Genomic DNA, 16,317 nt, shown 5'->3' on the forward strand with positions numbered 1-16,317 from the left:
GTGGCAAAGCCGGACTGAGACGGCCTGTCCGCACTGTTCGTAGTGCTGGCCTGGGCTTCTGGACGTCTGCGAACTTGATCAGATATCGCGTCAAGGTGCGGGAATCGGGACGCATCGTGGGCTACGCCTACGACGACGCGAGGCCGGATACGCCTCTGGTCGGTGAGTTCTGGTTCGGCGGCGTCCTGGCCTTCAGCGTACCTTTTTCGTCGCCCCGTCCTGATGGCGCACCGGACGGCGCGCCGGCCCTGTGCGGTTTCAACATCAAGCCGTCCCGCCAGCCGGGCGCGTGGCTGGCGGCCCCGTTGGAGATCCGGGCGGGCGGTCAGACGTTGAACCGCAACGAAAACCTGGTCCGGGATCAGGTCTTCATCCATTCCGCGGCCCGACGCGGCGACCGGCTGTTGGTCAAGCTCCAAGTGCCGGACGAACTGCAGCGTCTGTTCGTCGCGCGGGCGGTGGTCGCTGGGATCGCCGCCGTGGTCTCCCCGCTCGGACGGTCCGAGAACACCGTCCTCCTGGCGATGCGCTGTCCGTCGACCAGCGCAAATCCAGCCTTCGAGCTCTGGTCGCCCGGTCGGAGCACGCCGCTGCGCACGGCGCGCGACGGTCTCGCCTGGGTCGACTTCGACACTCTGCACGACAGCGTGACGCTGACCCCTCCCATGAGCGAGACGCGTGCGCGCCGCCTGGCCAAGGCGGCCGCGACGACAGGGCTGGTCGGCAGGATGGAGGCCCTGAGAGGCGACGCCCTGATCGGATGGGCTTTCGATCACGACGATCCCGGCGCCCGCGTTGTTGTCGACATCTTCGTGGACGGTCTGTGGAGAGCCTCGACGATCGCCGATCAACCCCGCGGCGACTTGCGCAATCGGGGGATCGGAGACGGTGCGCATGCTTTCCACTGGCCGCTGCCCGATGACCTGATCGGTCGCGCGTTCGAAGATTTTTCGGCCTTGCCGTCGAACGGGTACAGGCCGCTTCCCAAACCGGCGTCCTACGCGGCCGGTGCGTCAGGGGCGGCGCCGAGTGGACCTGCGGACGGCGCATTCGCCCGTGCCCTCGACGTGCAGGTCTTGAGGCGCGCCCCGGTCGCGATCGTGGTTCCGATTTTCAACGCCGTCGAGGCTACGGCGCGCTGCATCGCGGCCTTGCTGGACCACACGAGCACGCCGGCCGAGCTCATTCTGATAGACGATGCCAGCAGCGATCCACGCATAGCGTCGCTATTGGCTCAGTTCGAGGGATTGGCGAACGTGCGCGTCCTGCGCAACGTCGAGAACCTCGGCTTCACCCGTACCGTCAACCGCGGGATCGCAGCGGCGGGGCGGGCGGACGTCGTGCTGCTGAATTCAGACACTCGCGTCGGCCCCCGCTGGCTAGAGAGCCTGCGTCTCGCCGCTCATCGAACCGCGCGGACCGCCAGCGCTACGGCCGTCTCGGACAATGCCGGCGCCTTCTCTATCCCGTTGCCAGAGCGGCAGAGCGCCCACGACCCGGCCGACGACCCGGTTGTCGCGAGACAGGTGGCGCAATCCGCTCGCGCTCTCTGGCCCGAGGCGCCGACCGGCCACGGCTTCTGCATGTATATTCGTCGCGACTGTCTGGATGACGTCGGCCTGCTCGACGACGCGGCCTTCCCGCGCGGCTACGGCGAGGAGAATGACCTGTGCATGCGCGCGGTTCGACGTGGCTGGACCCATGTCGTCGATGACCGCACGCTCGTGTTCCATGAGCGATCCGCGAGCTTCGGCGACGAGAAGACCGAACTGATGACCGCCGGGCGCAAGGTGATCGACCATCGCTACCCGGACTATACCTCAAAAGTGCGCGCCTTCATCGGCGGCCCCGGGATGCGAGCGGTCAAGGCAGCGGCAGAGGACGGGTTCGCCTCAACGGATCGGGCCCCGGCGAGGCCGCGCATCCTGTTCGTCATCAACAAGGAGACCGGCGGCACCCCCCAGACCAACCGCGACCTGATGTCGGCGATCGACGATGAGTATGATCCCTTCATCCTGCGGTTCGATCGCCGGACCCTCTTCCTCGAGAGGCCGGCCGGCCTGGAAAATGAGGTTCTGACCCAGCACAGCCTTGCAACGCCGATCGACCCGCTCAGCCACCGGTCAGGCGAGTATGATCGGGTGGTCGCGAGCTGGCTGACGCAGTACGCGATCGAACTGGTCCACGTGCGCCACATCGGCTGGCACAGCTTCGGGCTGTTCCGGGTTGCGGACGACCTTTCGATCCCGGTCGTCTTCTCGTTCCACGATTTCTACGCGGTATGCCCGTCTCTGAAGCTGCTGGATCACAGCCTCAACTTCTGCGGGGGCGTCTGCACGCTGGCGGAAGGATCCTGCGTTCCCGAGCTGTGGGACGAGTTCGACCTTCCGCCCCTTCGCGACGACTGGGTCTACACCTGGCGCGCGCAGATGGCTGAAGCGTTGAAGGGGTGCGAGGCCTTCGTCACGACCTCGCCTTTCGCCAAACAGCTGCTGATCGCGAGGCTGCCCTCGCTGGCCGAGAAGCGGTTTCCCGTCATCGAGCATGGGCGTGACTTCACGCAGTTCCTGCAAGCCGCACAGCCGCTCAAGCCGCTTTCGCCCCTGCGCATCGTCGTTCCAGGCAACATCGGCATTCCCAAAGGGGCCCGGCTGATCCGCGACGTGAAGCGTCTCGATGTGCACGGCCGGCTGGAGTTCCACATTCTCGGTCTCTGCCACGAGATGCTGGTGGGCGCGGACGTCGTGCTGCACGGAGCGTTTGATCGGGAAGAGATCGTCGAGCGGATCGCGGCGCTGCAACCGAATGTCGGCGGCATCTTCTCCATCTGGCCGGAAACCTACTGCCACACGCTGACCGAGCTGTGGGCGGCGGGAGTGCCGACCGTCGCGTTCGACGTGGGCGCGCTGGGCGAGCGTATCCGGGATCATGGCGGTGGCTGGCTGCTGACAGACACCGCGCCCGAAGCGGTCTACCGCGCGCTGTTGGCCATTGCCGATGATCAGCAGGGAGCGGCGGACAAGGTCGCCGAGATCGGACGCTGGCAACACAACGCCGGCGCGGAGTACGGCGTCGCGGCGATGGCCGCCCGATACACCGCGCTCTATCGCGACGTGGCCGCCTCGCGACAATACCTGCGAGCGCCGTCGCCGTCTCAAGCCCATGAAATGGACCCACTGGATGTCGTCTGATTCACGTCAGCTGGCGGCGATCTGCGCCATCGCCAGGAACGAGGGTCCGTACCTCGCCGAATGGGCGGTCTACCACCGCATGATCGGGTTCGACGACATCCTGGTCTACAATAACGAGAGCACCGACGAGACGGCTGATGTGCTGAAGGCGCTGCAGGACCAGAACGTCGTCAGGACGCTGGACTGGGCCTCGACACCCGACGGCCGCACGCAGAAACGGGCCTATGCCGATGGCCTGAGCCGCCTGCGCCCCGAGTTTCAGTGGGTCGCCTTCATCGACCTTGATGAGTTTCTTTACGTCCCCGGCTTTGGAAACGACATCCAGTCGTTTCTGGCCGCGCACGACGATCGCGACGCCATCGCCGTGAACTGGAAGCTGTTCGGGACCAGCGGCCGTCAGACGCGCACCGACGGTCTGGTGACGGAGCGCTTCACGCAGCGCGCCGACACCCAGCATTCCGGCAACCGCGCCGTGAAGACGCTGGCGCGCACGGACGCACTCATCACGCCGAACCTTCACAATCACGACTTCGCGCAGGGTGTTGTTTACGCGACGGTGACGGGCGAGGTCATCCCGCCGGCGACGGGCAAGAGCGAGACCGTTTCCCACGACATCATCTGCCTGCATCACTACTTCACCAAGTCGCGCGAGGAATGGGATCTGAAGGTCGCGCGGGGCCGGGCGACCAAGCCGGACAACCACCCGGAGAAGCTGCGCCGCGAGGAGCATTTCCGAATGCACAATCGCAATGACGAGGTGGACGTGTCGCTGGTTCAGTACGCGCCGGCGATCAAGGCGCGCCTGGCCGAGCTCGTTTTGCCGGCCGCCGTCACGCCGGCGCCCCTGCCCCTCGCGGCCGCTCCCGCCCCCTTGCCCGCCGCGACGTCTGCCGCCGCCGTCGTGGTTCCCTCGCGACGAAGCGCGCCCGGCGGAAAGACCAGCTACAGCCAGTTCGCCGAGGACCTGATCGCCGAGACCATCCTGCTGCGCCAGGGTGTGACGATGGAGCCGGGCGGGACCTATCTGGACGTCGGCGCGTGCTGGCCCGTCAAATACTCCAACACCTTTTTCTACTACGAGCGCGGCTGGCGGGGGCTCTGCATCGATCCCCAGCCCGGCTTCGAAGTCGAGTTTCTGGACAAGCGACCAGAGGACATCTGCGTCAACGTCGGCATCGCCGACGCGCCCGGCGAGATGGACTATTTCGCGTTCGAGAACCCCGTCTTCAACACCTTCGATCGCGTCCGGGCGACGAAGTTGAACGCCATCGGAAAAGGCGGACGCACCTTGCTGTCCGAGACGCGCGTTCCTGTTCGTCCGCTGCAAGCCGTGATCGCCGAGACAATCGGCGTCGACCGACGGATTGATCTCGTCAGCCTGGACGTCGAGGGCTTCGAGCAGAGCGTGCTGTCCTCGCTGGACTGGGAGGTCACTCGCCCGCTGCTGTTCATCATCGAGCTTAAGTCCAAGGCAGTGACCCAATCGATGGCGTCGGACACCGTCCGGTTCATGCGCGACAAGGGCTATGAGGCGGTCACGGTCACCAATCAGAACCTGTTCTTCCTGAACGGACGAAAATGACATCGGAAGTATCAGCGCCTGAGGCCTATGCGGAGGCCCTTGCCAAGGTGACGCCCGGCCTGATGGCGCGCGAGGTGGACTGCGCGCTGCCGGAGGCTTTCGGAGCCTTTGAGATGGCGTCGGGCGCGCACATCGCGGAGGGCGCAAAGGCGCCGCTCTGCACGTTCGAAGTCCAAAACGGCAACCACGTCTTCATCTGCGCCGGCGCCACACTGACGCGATGCACACTGCACGTGTCTGGGAAAGGCGGGCTGATCATCATCGGACCCGAGGCCCGTCTCAAGAACGTGGTGCTTATGGTTTCGGGGCGCGACAGCGCCGTCGTGGTCGGCGCTCGAACCAGCTGGGAGTCGGGTCGGGGCTTCTCCAGCAAGCAGTCCCGACTGCTGGCGATCGGCCAGGACTGCATGTTCTCCCACTCGGTGACGCTGCGAACCAACGACGCCCATGGAATCTTCGACCTAGCGACGCAGGACCATATCAACCCGCCGGAGGATGTCGTCGTGCACGCCCACGTGTGGCTGGGCAGCGGCGTTCGCGTGTCCAAGGGGGCCGAGGTCGGCGCATCGACGATCGTCGGCCAGGCCTCGGTCGCAACGGGAAAGCTGGATCCACGCTGCGTCTACGCCGGCATCCCGGCGCGGAAGCTGCGAGAGAACGTGACGTGGTCGCGGACGACGGCATGGGACGATATCCCGGTCGCGTTCAGGTCTTGACGCTATCGGCCGCGAACGACCGCAACGTCGGAGCATCCAGCAGCAAGCGCTTCACGGACGGCGCCCAGAGCTCCCCATCCAGCGGAATATCCTCCAGCCCCATCCCGGCGATGAGTGTGGCGTAGTAGGCGTTGCTGTTGGCTCCAAACAGGGCGGGCCAGGGATAGGGGATGTGGCGGGCGTTGACGGCGGCTCGCACCCTTTGCTCGCGTTCAAGGCAGGCGGCGACCTCGGTTTCCCCTTCGATCAGCACGCCTTGTGGAAAGCTCTCGTCGTAGAAGCCCGTGCGATGGTCGAGCCGCTCGCCCCAGATGAACTCGCGGCGGAAAGGCAGGACGCCGCCGTAAATCTTGAGCGGGGCGCCGTTCGGGCCGCGCGCGATGCCGTGCAGTTCGCCGATCACGGCGCCGGCGGCATCGGCGATTGCGATGAAGGTATGGGCGCCGAAGCGGCGTTCCGGCCCGCCACGTGCGCGGCGCCGGCGGATGGCCGGCGTCTGGACCTTCAGCAGCTGCATTGCAGAGGTGGGCGCGCCCTAGTTCCGCACAGTGGCGCGTGAAGGTTGCGCAGGGGAAATCAGGCTGAGCGCCCACAGGCCGACGCTGAAGCCGGTCACGATGATCAGGTCGGCCAGTCGGTCCAGGTCGGTCATCTCTGTCACCCTCATGGAAGCGTCACCGCAATAGCGCTCCAGCTTGGGAAGCGTTGCGTCACGGGCGCCGAGACGTCCAGAAATTCCTGGGCTCCTTCTCCCTTGGGTCGTGGGGATCACGCGGTCACGGCCGCCCGGTGCGGGCGGCCGTGGGTCTCTCAAGGCCGGACGAGATCGGCAGTCTGCCGATCCGGCGCGTCGGCCTAGTCGGCGGCGGTGTGGTCCGCGTCGACATGCACACGAACGTCGGGCCGGGCGTCGACCTGGACCTGGGCGTGAGCGCGCGCCTCGACCGCCTGATGCCGCTCGACATCAACCTGAGCACGGGCGGTGGCGTGGCGACGCGCCTCCTCGGCGGCCCGGCGCGGCCCGGGTGCGGCGGCGCCGAGCCTGTGGACGTGACCCCGGCCTTCGGGCGGCGTCGGCGGCGCCGGGGGCGGCGGCGGAGGGGCGAAGCCTGCAGGCGGCGGCGGCGGCGGCGCAGGCGGGGCGGGCGCAGCAAAGGCCGGAGGCGGCGGCGCGGCCGGAGCGGCGAAGGCCGGAGGCGCAGGCGGCGGAGGCGCGTTCGGGGCCGGCGGCGCGATCCGGGCGTGAGCACTGGGCGGAACAGGCGGCGCGGGCGGCGCGGGCGGTGCAGCGTGCGCGAGGGGAGCCGGCGGGCGAACCAGGGGCGGCGGCGGCGCGGGGGGCGTCGGGGCGACGGCCTGCGCGCTGTCGGTGATCTCCAGCGCCGCGAGCGGCGTGGCGACGGCGGCGAGCGCGATGACCGTCAGGGCGACGGCGACCGGGCGGCGGTTGGGGCGGGCTTCAGACATGATGCATGCGATCCTTGTTTTGAGGGAACGGGCGTCGGCGGCCATGGCCGTCGCTGCGCCGGCGGGGTGGGACGCGAGGCGAACCAGCGCGCGGGCGTAGTCGTGTCGATCGATGCGCTCGATCGCGGCGGCGTCGGCGGCCTCTTCGGACCGCGCGACCAGTTCGGCGTGCAGACGCCACACCAGCGGATTGAACCAGAACACAGCCACGGCCAGCCGCGACAGGATCAGAAACAGCCAGTCGCGGCGACGAAGGTGCGCCAGCTCATGCGCCAGGATGGGTCCGGCTGCGCCCGGCCGCTCCAGGCTGGCCGGGTCGACCAGAATGACGCCGGGGTTCAGTCCCCAGCTGAGCGGCCCGGCGACCTGGCCGCTGCGCAGCAACCGCGGACGACGATGCGCAGCCTCACGGTCCACTACGGTCAGCCATTCCGCCGAACGAATGGGGCGTGCGGACCGGGTCCAGGCGTCCAGCGTCCGCAGGCCAAGGGCCAGGCGGCCCACGATGGCCGTCATGCCGAGCAGCCAGATCGCCAGCGCAACAGCGCCGAGCGACGGCCACGGAACCGAGCCCGATACGGCGACGGAGCCGATCCGGCCCACTTCGCCCTCCCACAAGGCAACCGGCGGCGCAGCCTGAGCCGTCGTGGGCAGAAGGACGGTCAGGGTCGGCAGTGCGGCGCCGACTACCGGAAGAGCGAGCAACAGACAGACGGTGGCCCGCAGCACATTGGCACGATCCAAAGCGCCGCCGCCGATCAGGCGCGCGCAGGCCAGACCCCCCAGCGACACCAGGCCGGATTTCGCGGCCAGCCCCGCTATGACCAACAGGCTCACGACTTGCGCTCCTGGGCTCTATCGATCGCGGCCTCCAGGGCGGCGGCCTCTTCCGTCGTCAGCCGGTCACTAAGGCCGATCAAGGCGGTCGCGGCGCTGGCGGCCGATCCGGCGAAGAAGGTGTCGATCATGCGGCGCAGCGCGGTCGCCGCCACGGCCTCGGCGGCCTCGACCGGCGCATAGACGAAACCGTCCACGCCGGGCTGTCGCGTCACCAGACCCTTGGCCTCCAACCGGGTCAGCATGGTGCGGATGGCCGAGTCGCTCAGCGGGTCGGACAAGGCGACGCGCACAGCCGCGGCGGTGGCCGACTTCAACCGGCACAGGGATTCGAACACCTCGCGCTCTCGGCGCGGCAGGGCCTCGATCATGACAACCTCTCATGTCGCTACGCTTGTAGCGCTACATGAGTAGCGAATTGGGTCGTTATTGGGGCGGCCGCTCTATCGCCGCACGGACAGCGGGATCAGTTGCAGGGCGATGCTTCGCCTTCGTCCACATCGACGACGAAGCAGTGCTCACGGCCGTCGTCGATGTCGCGGACAATGACCTGAACCTCGCCCTCGGCCGAGACGGTCGGGCTCCAGGCCTCGACGAAGGCGACCGCGGCATCCTCGAAGCTGTGGCCTTCGACACGGTGGCCGGCGCCGCGCCCTTCGTGGGCGGCGTGGACGACGAAGGCGCGGGCAGCGGTCATGGCGATCTCCTTGCAGCCACAACGCGGCGAGCGGCGAAAGGATTCAGCCGGATCGCTGTCGGGGCTAGATCCGAGGCGCGGGACCGTCGGACTGGCGCGCCACCAGCTGATGCTCGATCTGCTGGCGTACGGGCTTCCGGTCGGCCCCCGCCCGAATGTCGCCGGCCAGTATCGTGATGGCGGCGCGGGCCATATCGGCGACGGGCTGACGGATGGTGGTCATGGCGGGCCAGACGGCCATAGCGAGGGGCGTGTCATCGAAGCCGACGACGCTGATATCGCCCGGGACGTCCAGGCCGCGCCGGTGCGCAGCCGACATCGCAGCCGCCGCCATGTCGTCGTTGCTGGCGAAGATGGCGGTGGGGCGCTCAGGCCGATCCAGCAAGGCCTCTGCCGCTGTCAGCCCCGACTGGAACGAGAAGTCGCCGTCCACCTCGACGCGAGCCGTATCGCTCAGTCCCGCCTCGGCCAGGGCGGCGCGATAGCCTTCACGGCGCTGGGCGCTGGCGGTCTGGTTGGGATCGCCGCTGATAAAGGCGATGCGGCAGTGACCCAACTCGAGCAGGCGCGCGGTCATCGCCTTGGACGCGCCGAAATCGTCGATGCTGACCAGGGCGCAGCCCGGATGGTCCGCGCCCGTTGCGACCGCCGCCACAGGCAGGCCCGCTTCCAGCAGGCGCGCCAGCACGGGTTCGGAATCCGACAGCGGCGGCGGCAGTATGACCCCGTCGACGCCCTGGTTGATCAGGCGATCGACCGGCCCGGTCACGTCCACGTCCGGATCGCACTTCTCGACGCTGAGCTGCAGCGCCAGTCGGCTGCATTGGTCCAAAGACCCCAGCAGGAACTCGCTCAGGTAGCCGGAGGACGGGTTGCTGTAGAGCAGGCCGATCCGCGCCGCGCCGGCGCCGGCCAGACTGCGCGCCGCCAGGTTGGGTGCGTAGCCGAGCGCCTCGACCGCCTCCATCACCTTGGCGCGGGTCTGTTCGCGCACATTGGGCTCGCCGTTGATGACGCGAGAGACGGTCATGGCGGAGACGCCCGCATGGCGCGCGACGTCGTGCACGGTGGCCCCGCCCTGCCCCCGCCGTGTCGGCCGCCGGCTCATTCGGCGCCGATCCGCATGGCCAAGGTCAGAGTTTCGCCGGGCGGCAAAGTCTGGACGCCGGAATTCTCTCCAGGCGGCGCATTCAGGGCGTCGGGACGATGGGTCACCGGCTCGACGCAGACGAACGCCTCGCCCTGCGGCCGATAGACGTGCACCCAGCGCGCATTGGCCGAGGCCGTCAGGCGGACGGTGCGATCAGCGTCGCTGACCTCGGCGCGGCCGTCCCACAGGGCGTAGGCGTTATCGACGAAGGGCATGGCCTCCACGACCTGCCCCCGGCTCCAGTCGACCAGAACGTCGGCCGCCTCCTGGCGGTCTGGGATCAGGTCGGCGCCGAGCCAGACCTTTTCGGCGGCCAGCGTCAGGCAGGTCTCGGGTCCGCGCAGGAAATAGGGATGGAAGCCGACGCCGCCCGGCATGGGCGCATCGGAGCGGTTGGTCAGGGCGATCTCGGCGCTGAGACCCTGCTCATCCAGCGCCAAGGTCTGACGCACCGTCCAGGCCCAGGGCCAGGCGCCGGCCTCATGGCTCTGGCTCAGCGTCACGGAGACGGCGTCTTGCGCCTCCACCGCCCAGGGCGCGAGCCAGGCGTCGCCGTGCAGGGCGTGGGGCTCGAAGCCGGGCGTGGCCGGCAGCTCGACCTTGCGGTCCTCGAACACGAAGCGGGCGTGGTCGATCCGGTTGGCGTAGGGCGCCAGCGGGAACGACGCGGTCAGCAGTATCTCGTCGCAACCGTCCGGCGTCGGGCGCAGCACGTCGCGGCCCCTAAGCGTCAGCGAACCGATGGCGCCGCCCAAGTCCGGCAGCACCGTCATCGCCCAGTCGCCGTGGCTCAGCCGGATCACAGTTCCCTCACGATCATAGGCGGATCAGGTTCTGCGGCTGGCCAGCCGTCTCGACCCGGACGCGATAGAGGCCGCCCAGCGTCGGCTGTTCGGCGCGCTTGTCGCCGTTCCCCAGCCAGGCCGTGGTCATGTAGAGGTCGCGCAGATCGTCGCCCGCGAACGCCGCCTTGGTGCAGGTCTGAACCGGCAGACGGATATGGCCGATGCGTTCGCCGTCCGGCGAAAACTTCGCCACGCCCCAGCCGTTGAACAGGCCGACGTGCAGCACGCCCTCGCTGTCGACCGACGGACCGTCGGTGTAGCCGTCCTCGACCACCGCGAAGACCCGCTTGTTCGAGACCGCGCCGTCTTCGTGGTCGAAGGCGTAGACCGTCTTGTCCAGCGTATCGTGGTGATACAGCGTGCGCCCATCCGGGCTGAGCGCCGGGCCGTTGGTGACGCCATAGCCGTCGTCATGCCGGGTCAGCTCGCCGTCGGCCCATCGGTACAGGGCGCCGGTTTTCTGCTCTTCCGAATCGTCCATCGACCCGAACCATAGCGAACCGTCCGGCGCGACGAAGCCGTCGTTGAGGCGGTTCTGCGGACGGTCCTCTTCCACCGCGACGATCAGGGTGAATTGGCCGGTCGCGGGGTCAAAGCGGTGCAGGCCGCCCCGCACCCCGCATATCAGGCTGCCGTCCTCGGCCGGCAGGGCGAACCCCGTTTGGTCCGGTGTGTCCCAGGACGTCCGGCTGTCGTCATCAACGCCGTAGCGATGGAGCTTTCGCCCCTTGATGTCGACAAACCAGACGGCGCGATCCGAAGCGACCCAGACCGGGCCTTCGCCCAGTTCGGCCTGCACATCCCAGACAAGTTCGGGGGTCGCTTCGGATCGGCTCATGGAGATCAGCTCGCGCTGTAGGACGTCTTGGTCTGGGTGAAGAACTCGACCGCCGCGAAGCCCTGCTCGCGGGCGCCGTAGCTGGACTTCTTCGAGCCGCCGAACGGCACGTGATAGTCGACCCCGGCGGTGGCCAGGTTGACCATGGTCATGCCCGCCTTGGCCTGGCGCTGGAAGTTGCGCGCGTGCTTCAGGCTGGTGGTGACGATGCCGGCCGACAGGCCGAACTCGACGCCGTTCGAGATGGCCAGGGCCTCCTCATAGTCCTTCACGCGGATGGTCGAGGCGACGGGGCCGAAGACTTCCTCGTTGTTGATGCGCGAACCGGCGTCGGTATCGGCGATCAGCGTCGGCTGGACGTACCAGCCGGGCTTGTCCAGCTTCAGACGGTCGCCACCGGTGACGATGCGGCCACCCTCGGACTTGGCCACGTCGATGTACTTGTAGGACGTCTCCATCTGCGCTTCCGACACGGCCGGACCCATCTGGCTGTTGGGGTCCAGCGCGTCGCCGACACGCAGCGCCGCGACTTTCTCGCCCAGCAGCTGGACGAACTTGTCGTGGATGTTCTCCTGCACGATCAGGCGGCTGGAGGCGGTGCAACGCTGGCCGGTGGCGAAGAAGCTGCCGTCCAGGGCGATAGCGACGGCCCGCTCCAGATCGGCGTCGTCCATGATGATCAGCGGGTTCTTGCCGCCCATCTCCAGCTGCACGCGCGCCTGCCGCTTGATCGCGCCCGCGGCCACGCCGGCGCCCACGCCCTGCGAGCCGGTGAAGGAGATGGCGTCCACGTCCTTGTGGTCCACGATGGCCTGGCCGACCTGGCCGCGGCCGATGATCATGTTGACCACGCCCTTGGGCAGACCCGCTTCATGCAGGATGGCGATCAGTGCTTCGGCCGTCGCCGGGGTCGGGCCGGCCGGCTTGATGACGACGGTGTTCCCGAACGCCAGCGCCGGGGCCATCTTCCAGGCCGGGATGGCGATGGGGAAGTTCCAGGGCGTGATCAGGCCGTAGACGCCGACCGCCTGACGATAGGTCTGGATCTCGACGCCGGGACGGGTCGAGGCCAGGTTCTGGCCGTGGACGCGCAGCGCCTCGCCGGCGAAATACTTCAGGATGCGGCCGGCGCGGACGGTCTCGCCGATGCCTTCGGGCAGGGTCTTGCCCTCTTCGCGCGATAGCAGGCGACCCAGCTGTTCGCGGCGTTCCATGACCAGGGTGCCGGCCTTGTCCAGGATGTCCGAGCGGACTTCCGGCGAGGCGTCGGACCAGCCGGGGAAGGCGGCCTTGGCGGCCTGCACCGCCGCATCGACCTCGGCGTCGCCGCCGTCGGGCGTGCGCGCGACCAGTTCGCGCGTATCGGACGGATTGTGGCTTTCGCCCTTCAGGTCCGCCTTGACCTTCTCACCGTTGATCCAGTGCGTGAGTTCGAGCGTGTCGGTCATGGCGATATCCTTTGGAATGTAAGGGACGGCGGCGAGGGAGCGCCGCCGTCCGGGTTAGATAGGAAGTCGGACGGGCCAGATCAGCCCGTCATGTCTTCCAGTTCCTTGCCCTTGGTTTCCTTGATGAAGGACTGGACCAGGAAGATGCTGATCACGGCCGCGGCCGTGTAGAGGGCGTAGGTGCCGACCAGGCCGATGCTCTCGGCCATGCCGGGGAAGCTCTGGACGACGACATAGTTGGCGCCCCATTGCGCCAGGCCGCAGATGGCCAGGGCCGAACCGCGCATCTGGTTGGGGAACATCTCGCCCAGCATGACCCACATCACCGGGCCCCAGCTGAAGTTGAAGAAGATGACGTACAGGTTGGCGGCCACCAGAGCCGTCATGCCCGCCGTGGCGCCCAGGGCCAGATTGCCCGCCGCGTCGGACGTCGCGCCGCTGAACGCCCAGGTCATGGCGCCCAGGGTGATGGCCATGCCGACCGAGCCGATGATCAGCAGCGGCTTGCGGCCGACCTTGTCGATCACGGCCAGGGCCAGCAGCACCGCCGCGATGGAGACCGCGCCGGAAATGATGTTGCGCTCCAGGGCCACCTCTTCGGACACGCCGGCCAGACGCCACAGGGTCTCGCCGTAATAGAAGATGATGTTGATGCCCACGAACTGCTGGAAGGTGGCGAGGATCAGACCGGCCCAGACGATGGGGCGGAAGATGAACTTGCCGGTGATGTCCTTGAAGCTCGGGCGGTGGCCGGCGGTGAAGCTGGCGCGGATTTCGCCGATCTTGCGCTCGGCCGCCTCGGCGCCGAACAGTTTGGTCAGCACGACGCGGGCCGCGTCATCCTTGCCCTTCATCACCAGATAGCGCGGGCTTTCCGGGATCAGGAACAGGGCCACCAGGAAGATGGCGGCGGGCGCGGCCTGCGCCAGGTACATCCAGCGCCAGGCGGTCGTGCCGCCGATCTCGCCCAGGCTACTGCCGGCCTTCTGGGCCAGGAAGTAGTTGACCAGGAAGGCGGCGGTCAGGCCGCTGATGATCATGACCTGCTGCACGGTGCTCATGCGCCCGCGGATCTTGGCCGGCGCGACTTCCGAAATGTAGAGCGGCGACAGCACGCTGGCGGCGCCCACGGCCATGCCGGCGGCGAAGCGCGCGGACACGAACAGGATGTGGGTGTCGGTCAGGCCCTGGACCAGGGCGCCGATCAGGAACAGCACGGCTGCCAGGATCATGACCGAGCGGCGACCCATCACGTCGGCCAGACGGCCGGCGAAGAAGGCGCCGAACGCGCAGCCGATCAGCAGCGAGCCGACCGTGAAGCCCAGGCCGTTGGCGTCCAGGTTGAACGCCGCCTGCAGGCCCGCCTGGGTGCCGTTCACAGCCCCCGAGTCGTAGCCGAAGAGCAGACCGCCGATCGTCGCGACGGCGACAATGGCGATGATGAAGCCGAGGTTGACCTTGTCATCCCCGGCGATGTCTGGGCCTGAGCCCCCCGTTGGTCCCGCCACTGATATCCTCCCTCGAATGGCCGCCTCTTTGCGGGCGGCCTGAAACAGATGTCGGCCTTAGCGCCAGCCGGCGTCCACGAAATACTCATGTCCGGTGATGAACCGCGCGTCGTCGGACGCCAGGAACATCGCCAGAGCCGCCACGTCCTTGGGCTCGATGCGCCCCTTCAGGCACTGGGCCGCGACGATCTCGGCCTCCCCCTCGGGCGTGTACCACTTCATCTGGCGCGGCGTCTTCACATTGCCCGGGACGATGCAGGCGACGCGGATGCCGTCGACGCCCAGCTCGCGGGCCAGCGCCCGGGTCATGCCCTCGATGCCCGCCTTGGCGGTTTCGTACAGCGCCAGGTCCGGCAGGCCCAAGTGCCAGGAGATGGAGCCCAAGTTCAGGATCACGCCCTCGCCCTTGTCCTTCATCGCCGGGGCCACCGCCTTGGCGCAGAAGAACAGGTGCCGCAGGTTCACCGCGATGCGGTTGTCCCAGTACTCGGGCGTCACATCGCCCAGGCTGTGACGGTCGTCGTTGGCGGCGTTGTTGACCAGCACCTCGACCGGCCCGTGAATGCGGGCGATGTCGGCGAAACAGGTCTCGAGGGCCGCCAGATCGGTCAGGTCGCAGTGGCGATACTTCGGCGCCGGCGACAGGCCGGCCAGCGAGGCCTCCAGCGCCTTCGAATCTTCATCGGCGACGTCCAGGAACACCACCTGGGCGCCCTGGCGCGCAAAGCCTTCGGTCAGGGCCGCGCCGATGCCGGAGCCGCCCCCGGTGACGACCACGACGCGCGCCTTCAGGGACGGATAGCTATTCGAACTCACGCAGCGGCTCCGAGAAGACCGCGCGCGGCCAGGTTACGCATCAGCCCACCGACGCCGAGCGTCCAGGGCGGGGCCTCTTCACAGGTGGTGACCTTGTTGCGCAGAACGCCGAGGCGTTCCGAGGCGACGGTCACCACGTCGCCGGTCTTGTGGGTGAAACCCTTGCCCGGTGCGTCGCGGTCGTCGATCGGCGCGAACATCGTGCCGAGATAAAGCGCGAAGCCGTCGGGATACTGGTGCGTCGCGCCGACCGTCTGGCCGATCAGATCCACGGGGTCGCGGCTGATCAGCCGCATCGACGACGAGCCGCGCATCACGAACTGGTCGTCGCCGGCCACTTCCAGGCTGACGGTGGCGCCGCGCACATCATCCATGGTGAAGCGCTCGTCGAAGAGGCGGATGAACGGACCCACCGAGGCCGAGGCGTTGTTGTCCTTGGCCTTGCCCAGCAACAGGGCCGAACGACCCTCGATGCAGCGCAGGTTGACGTCGTTGCCCAGGGTCGCGCCGGCCGCCCGACCCGATGCGTCGCACACCAGCACGACCTCCGGCTCCGGGTTGTTCCAGGTGCTGTCGCCACGCACGCCGACGTAATCGCCCCAGCCCACCGAGGACAGGACGGGCGCCTTGGTGAAGATCTCGGCGTCCTTGCCGATGGCGACCTCGAGGTACTGCGACCACAGGCCGTCGGCGATCAGCGCGTCCTTCAGAGCGTAAGCCTGCTCCGAGCCCGGCTTGACGGCGGACAGGTCGGCGCCCACGCGTTCAGCCAGGGTCTCGCGAATCTCGCGGGCCTTCTCCGCACTGCCGCGCGCGCGCTCCTCGATTACCCGCTCGACGGCCGAGACCGCGAAGGTGACGCCCGAGGCCTTCACCACCTGCAGGTCCAGCGGCGAGAGCAGCTTCATCGCATCGGCGGCGTTGTCGTCCCAGTCGACCGCGAAGTCGAAGTCGGCCAGATCGCCCAGGTCCGGCCCCTCGGCCGTCGCCAGATCGGCCCGCGCCAGGGCCTCGGCCGTGGTCGGCGCGAAACGGGAGATGTCGATGACACGGCCGCCGCGCACCAGCACGGGGGTCGGTCCCTCGGCCAGTTGCAGGCGGCCGACAAGAAGCGCTTCACGCCAGTCGGCGGGAAGATCGTCGATGATGCGAGCCATGGTCCTCCGCCAGCGCCTTCATGCGACGCGGTCGTTGTCTGTTAGCGGTATCATTCACCGCGCGC

Annotated in this window: 14 protein-coding genes; 3 read left to right on the forward strand and 11 right to left on the reverse strand. The window is 68.1% G+C overall.

What is annotated here, in order from left to right; translation table 11 throughout:
* Positions 1 to 74: 74 nt before the first annotated feature.
* From ASG17_RS11535 to ASG17_RS11545, 3 genes are read left to right on the forward strand one after another with little or no spacing between them, the layout of a single operon-like run.
* Positions 75 to 3,191 (forward strand): glycosyltransferase, encoded by a 3,117-nt coding sequence (locus ASG17_RS11535; RefSeq protein WP_056103771.1) that lies wholly within the window; start codon positions 75 to 77, stop codon positions 3,189 to 3,191.
* Entirely contained in the window at positions 3,181 to 4,773 is a 1,593-nt protein-coding gene (locus tag ASG17_RS11540; protein WP_056103773.1) for a glycosyltransferase family 2 protein, read from the forward strand. Before ASG17_RS11535 ends, ASG17_RS11540 begins: the two co-directional genes overlap by 11 nt.
* A gap of 47 nt (positions 4,774 to 4,820) precedes the next feature.
* Complete coding sequence (locus ASG17_RS11545; RefSeq protein ID WP_156367848.1) at positions 4,821 to 5,489, forward strand: hypothetical protein; 669 nt, start codon at positions 4,821 to 4,823, stop codon at positions 5,487 to 5,489.
* On the opposite strand, the gene ASG17_RS11550 is transcribed toward ASG17_RS11545, so the two are convergent.
* The 11 genes from ASG17_RS11550 to ASG17_RS11600 form a co-directional block, all read right to left on the reverse strand.
* Positions 5,479 to 6,006, reverse strand: a complete 528-nt coding sequence (locus ASG17_RS11550; RefSeq protein ID WP_056103779.1) for a hypothetical protein — start codon at positions 6,004 to 6,006, stop codon at positions 5,479 to 5,481. The genes ASG17_RS11545 and ASG17_RS11550 overlap by 11 nt on opposite strands.
* Before the next feature lie 338 nt (positions 6,007 to 6,344).
* Positions 6,345 to 7,793, reverse strand: a complete 1,449-nt coding sequence (locus tag ASG17_RS11555; RefSeq protein WP_056103782.1) for a M56 family metallopeptidase — start codon at positions 7,791 to 7,793, stop codon at positions 6,345 to 6,347.
* Complete coding sequence (locus ASG17_RS11560; RefSeq protein ID WP_056103786.1) at positions 7,790 to 8,164, reverse strand: BlaI/MecI/CopY family transcriptional regulator; 375 nt, start codon at positions 8,162 to 8,164, stop codon at positions 7,790 to 7,792. Before ASG17_RS11560 ends, ASG17_RS11555 begins: the two co-directional genes overlap by 4 nt.
* 95 nt (positions 8,165 to 8,259) lie before the next feature.
* A complete protein-coding gene (locus ASG17_RS11565; RefSeq protein ID WP_056103788.1) occupies positions 8,260 to 8,490 on the reverse strand; it encodes a DUF5961 family protein in 231 nt (76 codons plus the stop codon).
* A gap of 64 nt (positions 8,491 to 8,554) precedes the next feature.
* Positions 8,555 to 9,598 (reverse strand): LacI family DNA-binding transcriptional regulator, encoded by a 1,044-nt coding sequence (locus ASG17_RS11570; RefSeq protein WP_056103791.1) that lies wholly within the window; start codon positions 9,596 to 9,598, stop codon positions 8,555 to 8,557.
* Entirely contained in the window at positions 9,595 to 10,443 is an 849-nt protein-coding gene (locus ASG17_RS11575) for an aldose 1-epimerase (protein WP_056103794.1), read from the reverse strand. Before ASG17_RS11575 ends, ASG17_RS11570 begins: the two co-directional genes overlap by 4 nt.
* A gap of 13 nt (positions 10,444 to 10,456) precedes the next feature.
* Positions 10,457 to 11,323, reverse strand: coding sequence for an SMP-30/gluconolactonase/LRE family protein (locus ASG17_RS11580; RefSeq protein WP_056103796.1), 867 nt, complete (start codon positions 11,321 to 11,323; stop codon positions 10,457 to 10,459).
* Between the two features lie 5 nt (positions 11,324 to 11,328).
* Positions 11,329 to 12,771: an aldehyde dehydrogenase family protein gene (locus tag ASG17_RS11585; protein WP_056103799.1), complete on the reverse strand. Its 1,443-nt coding sequence runs from the start codon at positions 12,769 to 12,771 to the stop codon at positions 11,329 to 11,331.
* An 80-nt stretch (positions 12,772 to 12,851) separates the two neighbouring features.
* The gene (locus ASG17_RS11590; protein ID WP_056103802.1) at positions 12,852 to 14,279 is read right to left on the reverse strand and encodes a sugar porter family MFS transporter; all 1,428 of its coding nucleotides are present in this window, start codon (positions 14,277 to 14,279) and stop codon (positions 12,852 to 12,854) included.
* A 57-nt stretch (positions 14,280 to 14,336) separates the two neighbouring features.
* On the reverse strand, positions 14,337 to 15,095 hold the full coding sequence (locus ASG17_RS11595) for an SDR family NAD(P)-dependent oxidoreductase (RefSeq protein WP_056103805.1): 759 nt from the start codon (positions 15,093 to 15,095) through the stop codon (positions 14,337 to 14,339).
* Positions 15,092 to 16,252, reverse strand: coding sequence for a fumarylacetoacetate hydrolase family protein (locus ASG17_RS11600; RefSeq protein WP_056103808.1), 1,161 nt, complete (start codon positions 16,250 to 16,252; stop codon positions 15,092 to 15,094). Before ASG17_RS11600 ends, ASG17_RS11595 begins: the two co-directional genes overlap by 4 nt.
* Positions 16,253 to 16,317 lie beyond the last annotated feature (65 nt).

It is taken from the genome of Brevundimonas sp. Leaf363 (genome assembly GCF_001424025.1).
Lineage (GTDB): Bacteria > Pseudomonadota > Alphaproteobacteria > Caulobacterales > Caulobacteraceae > Brevundimonas.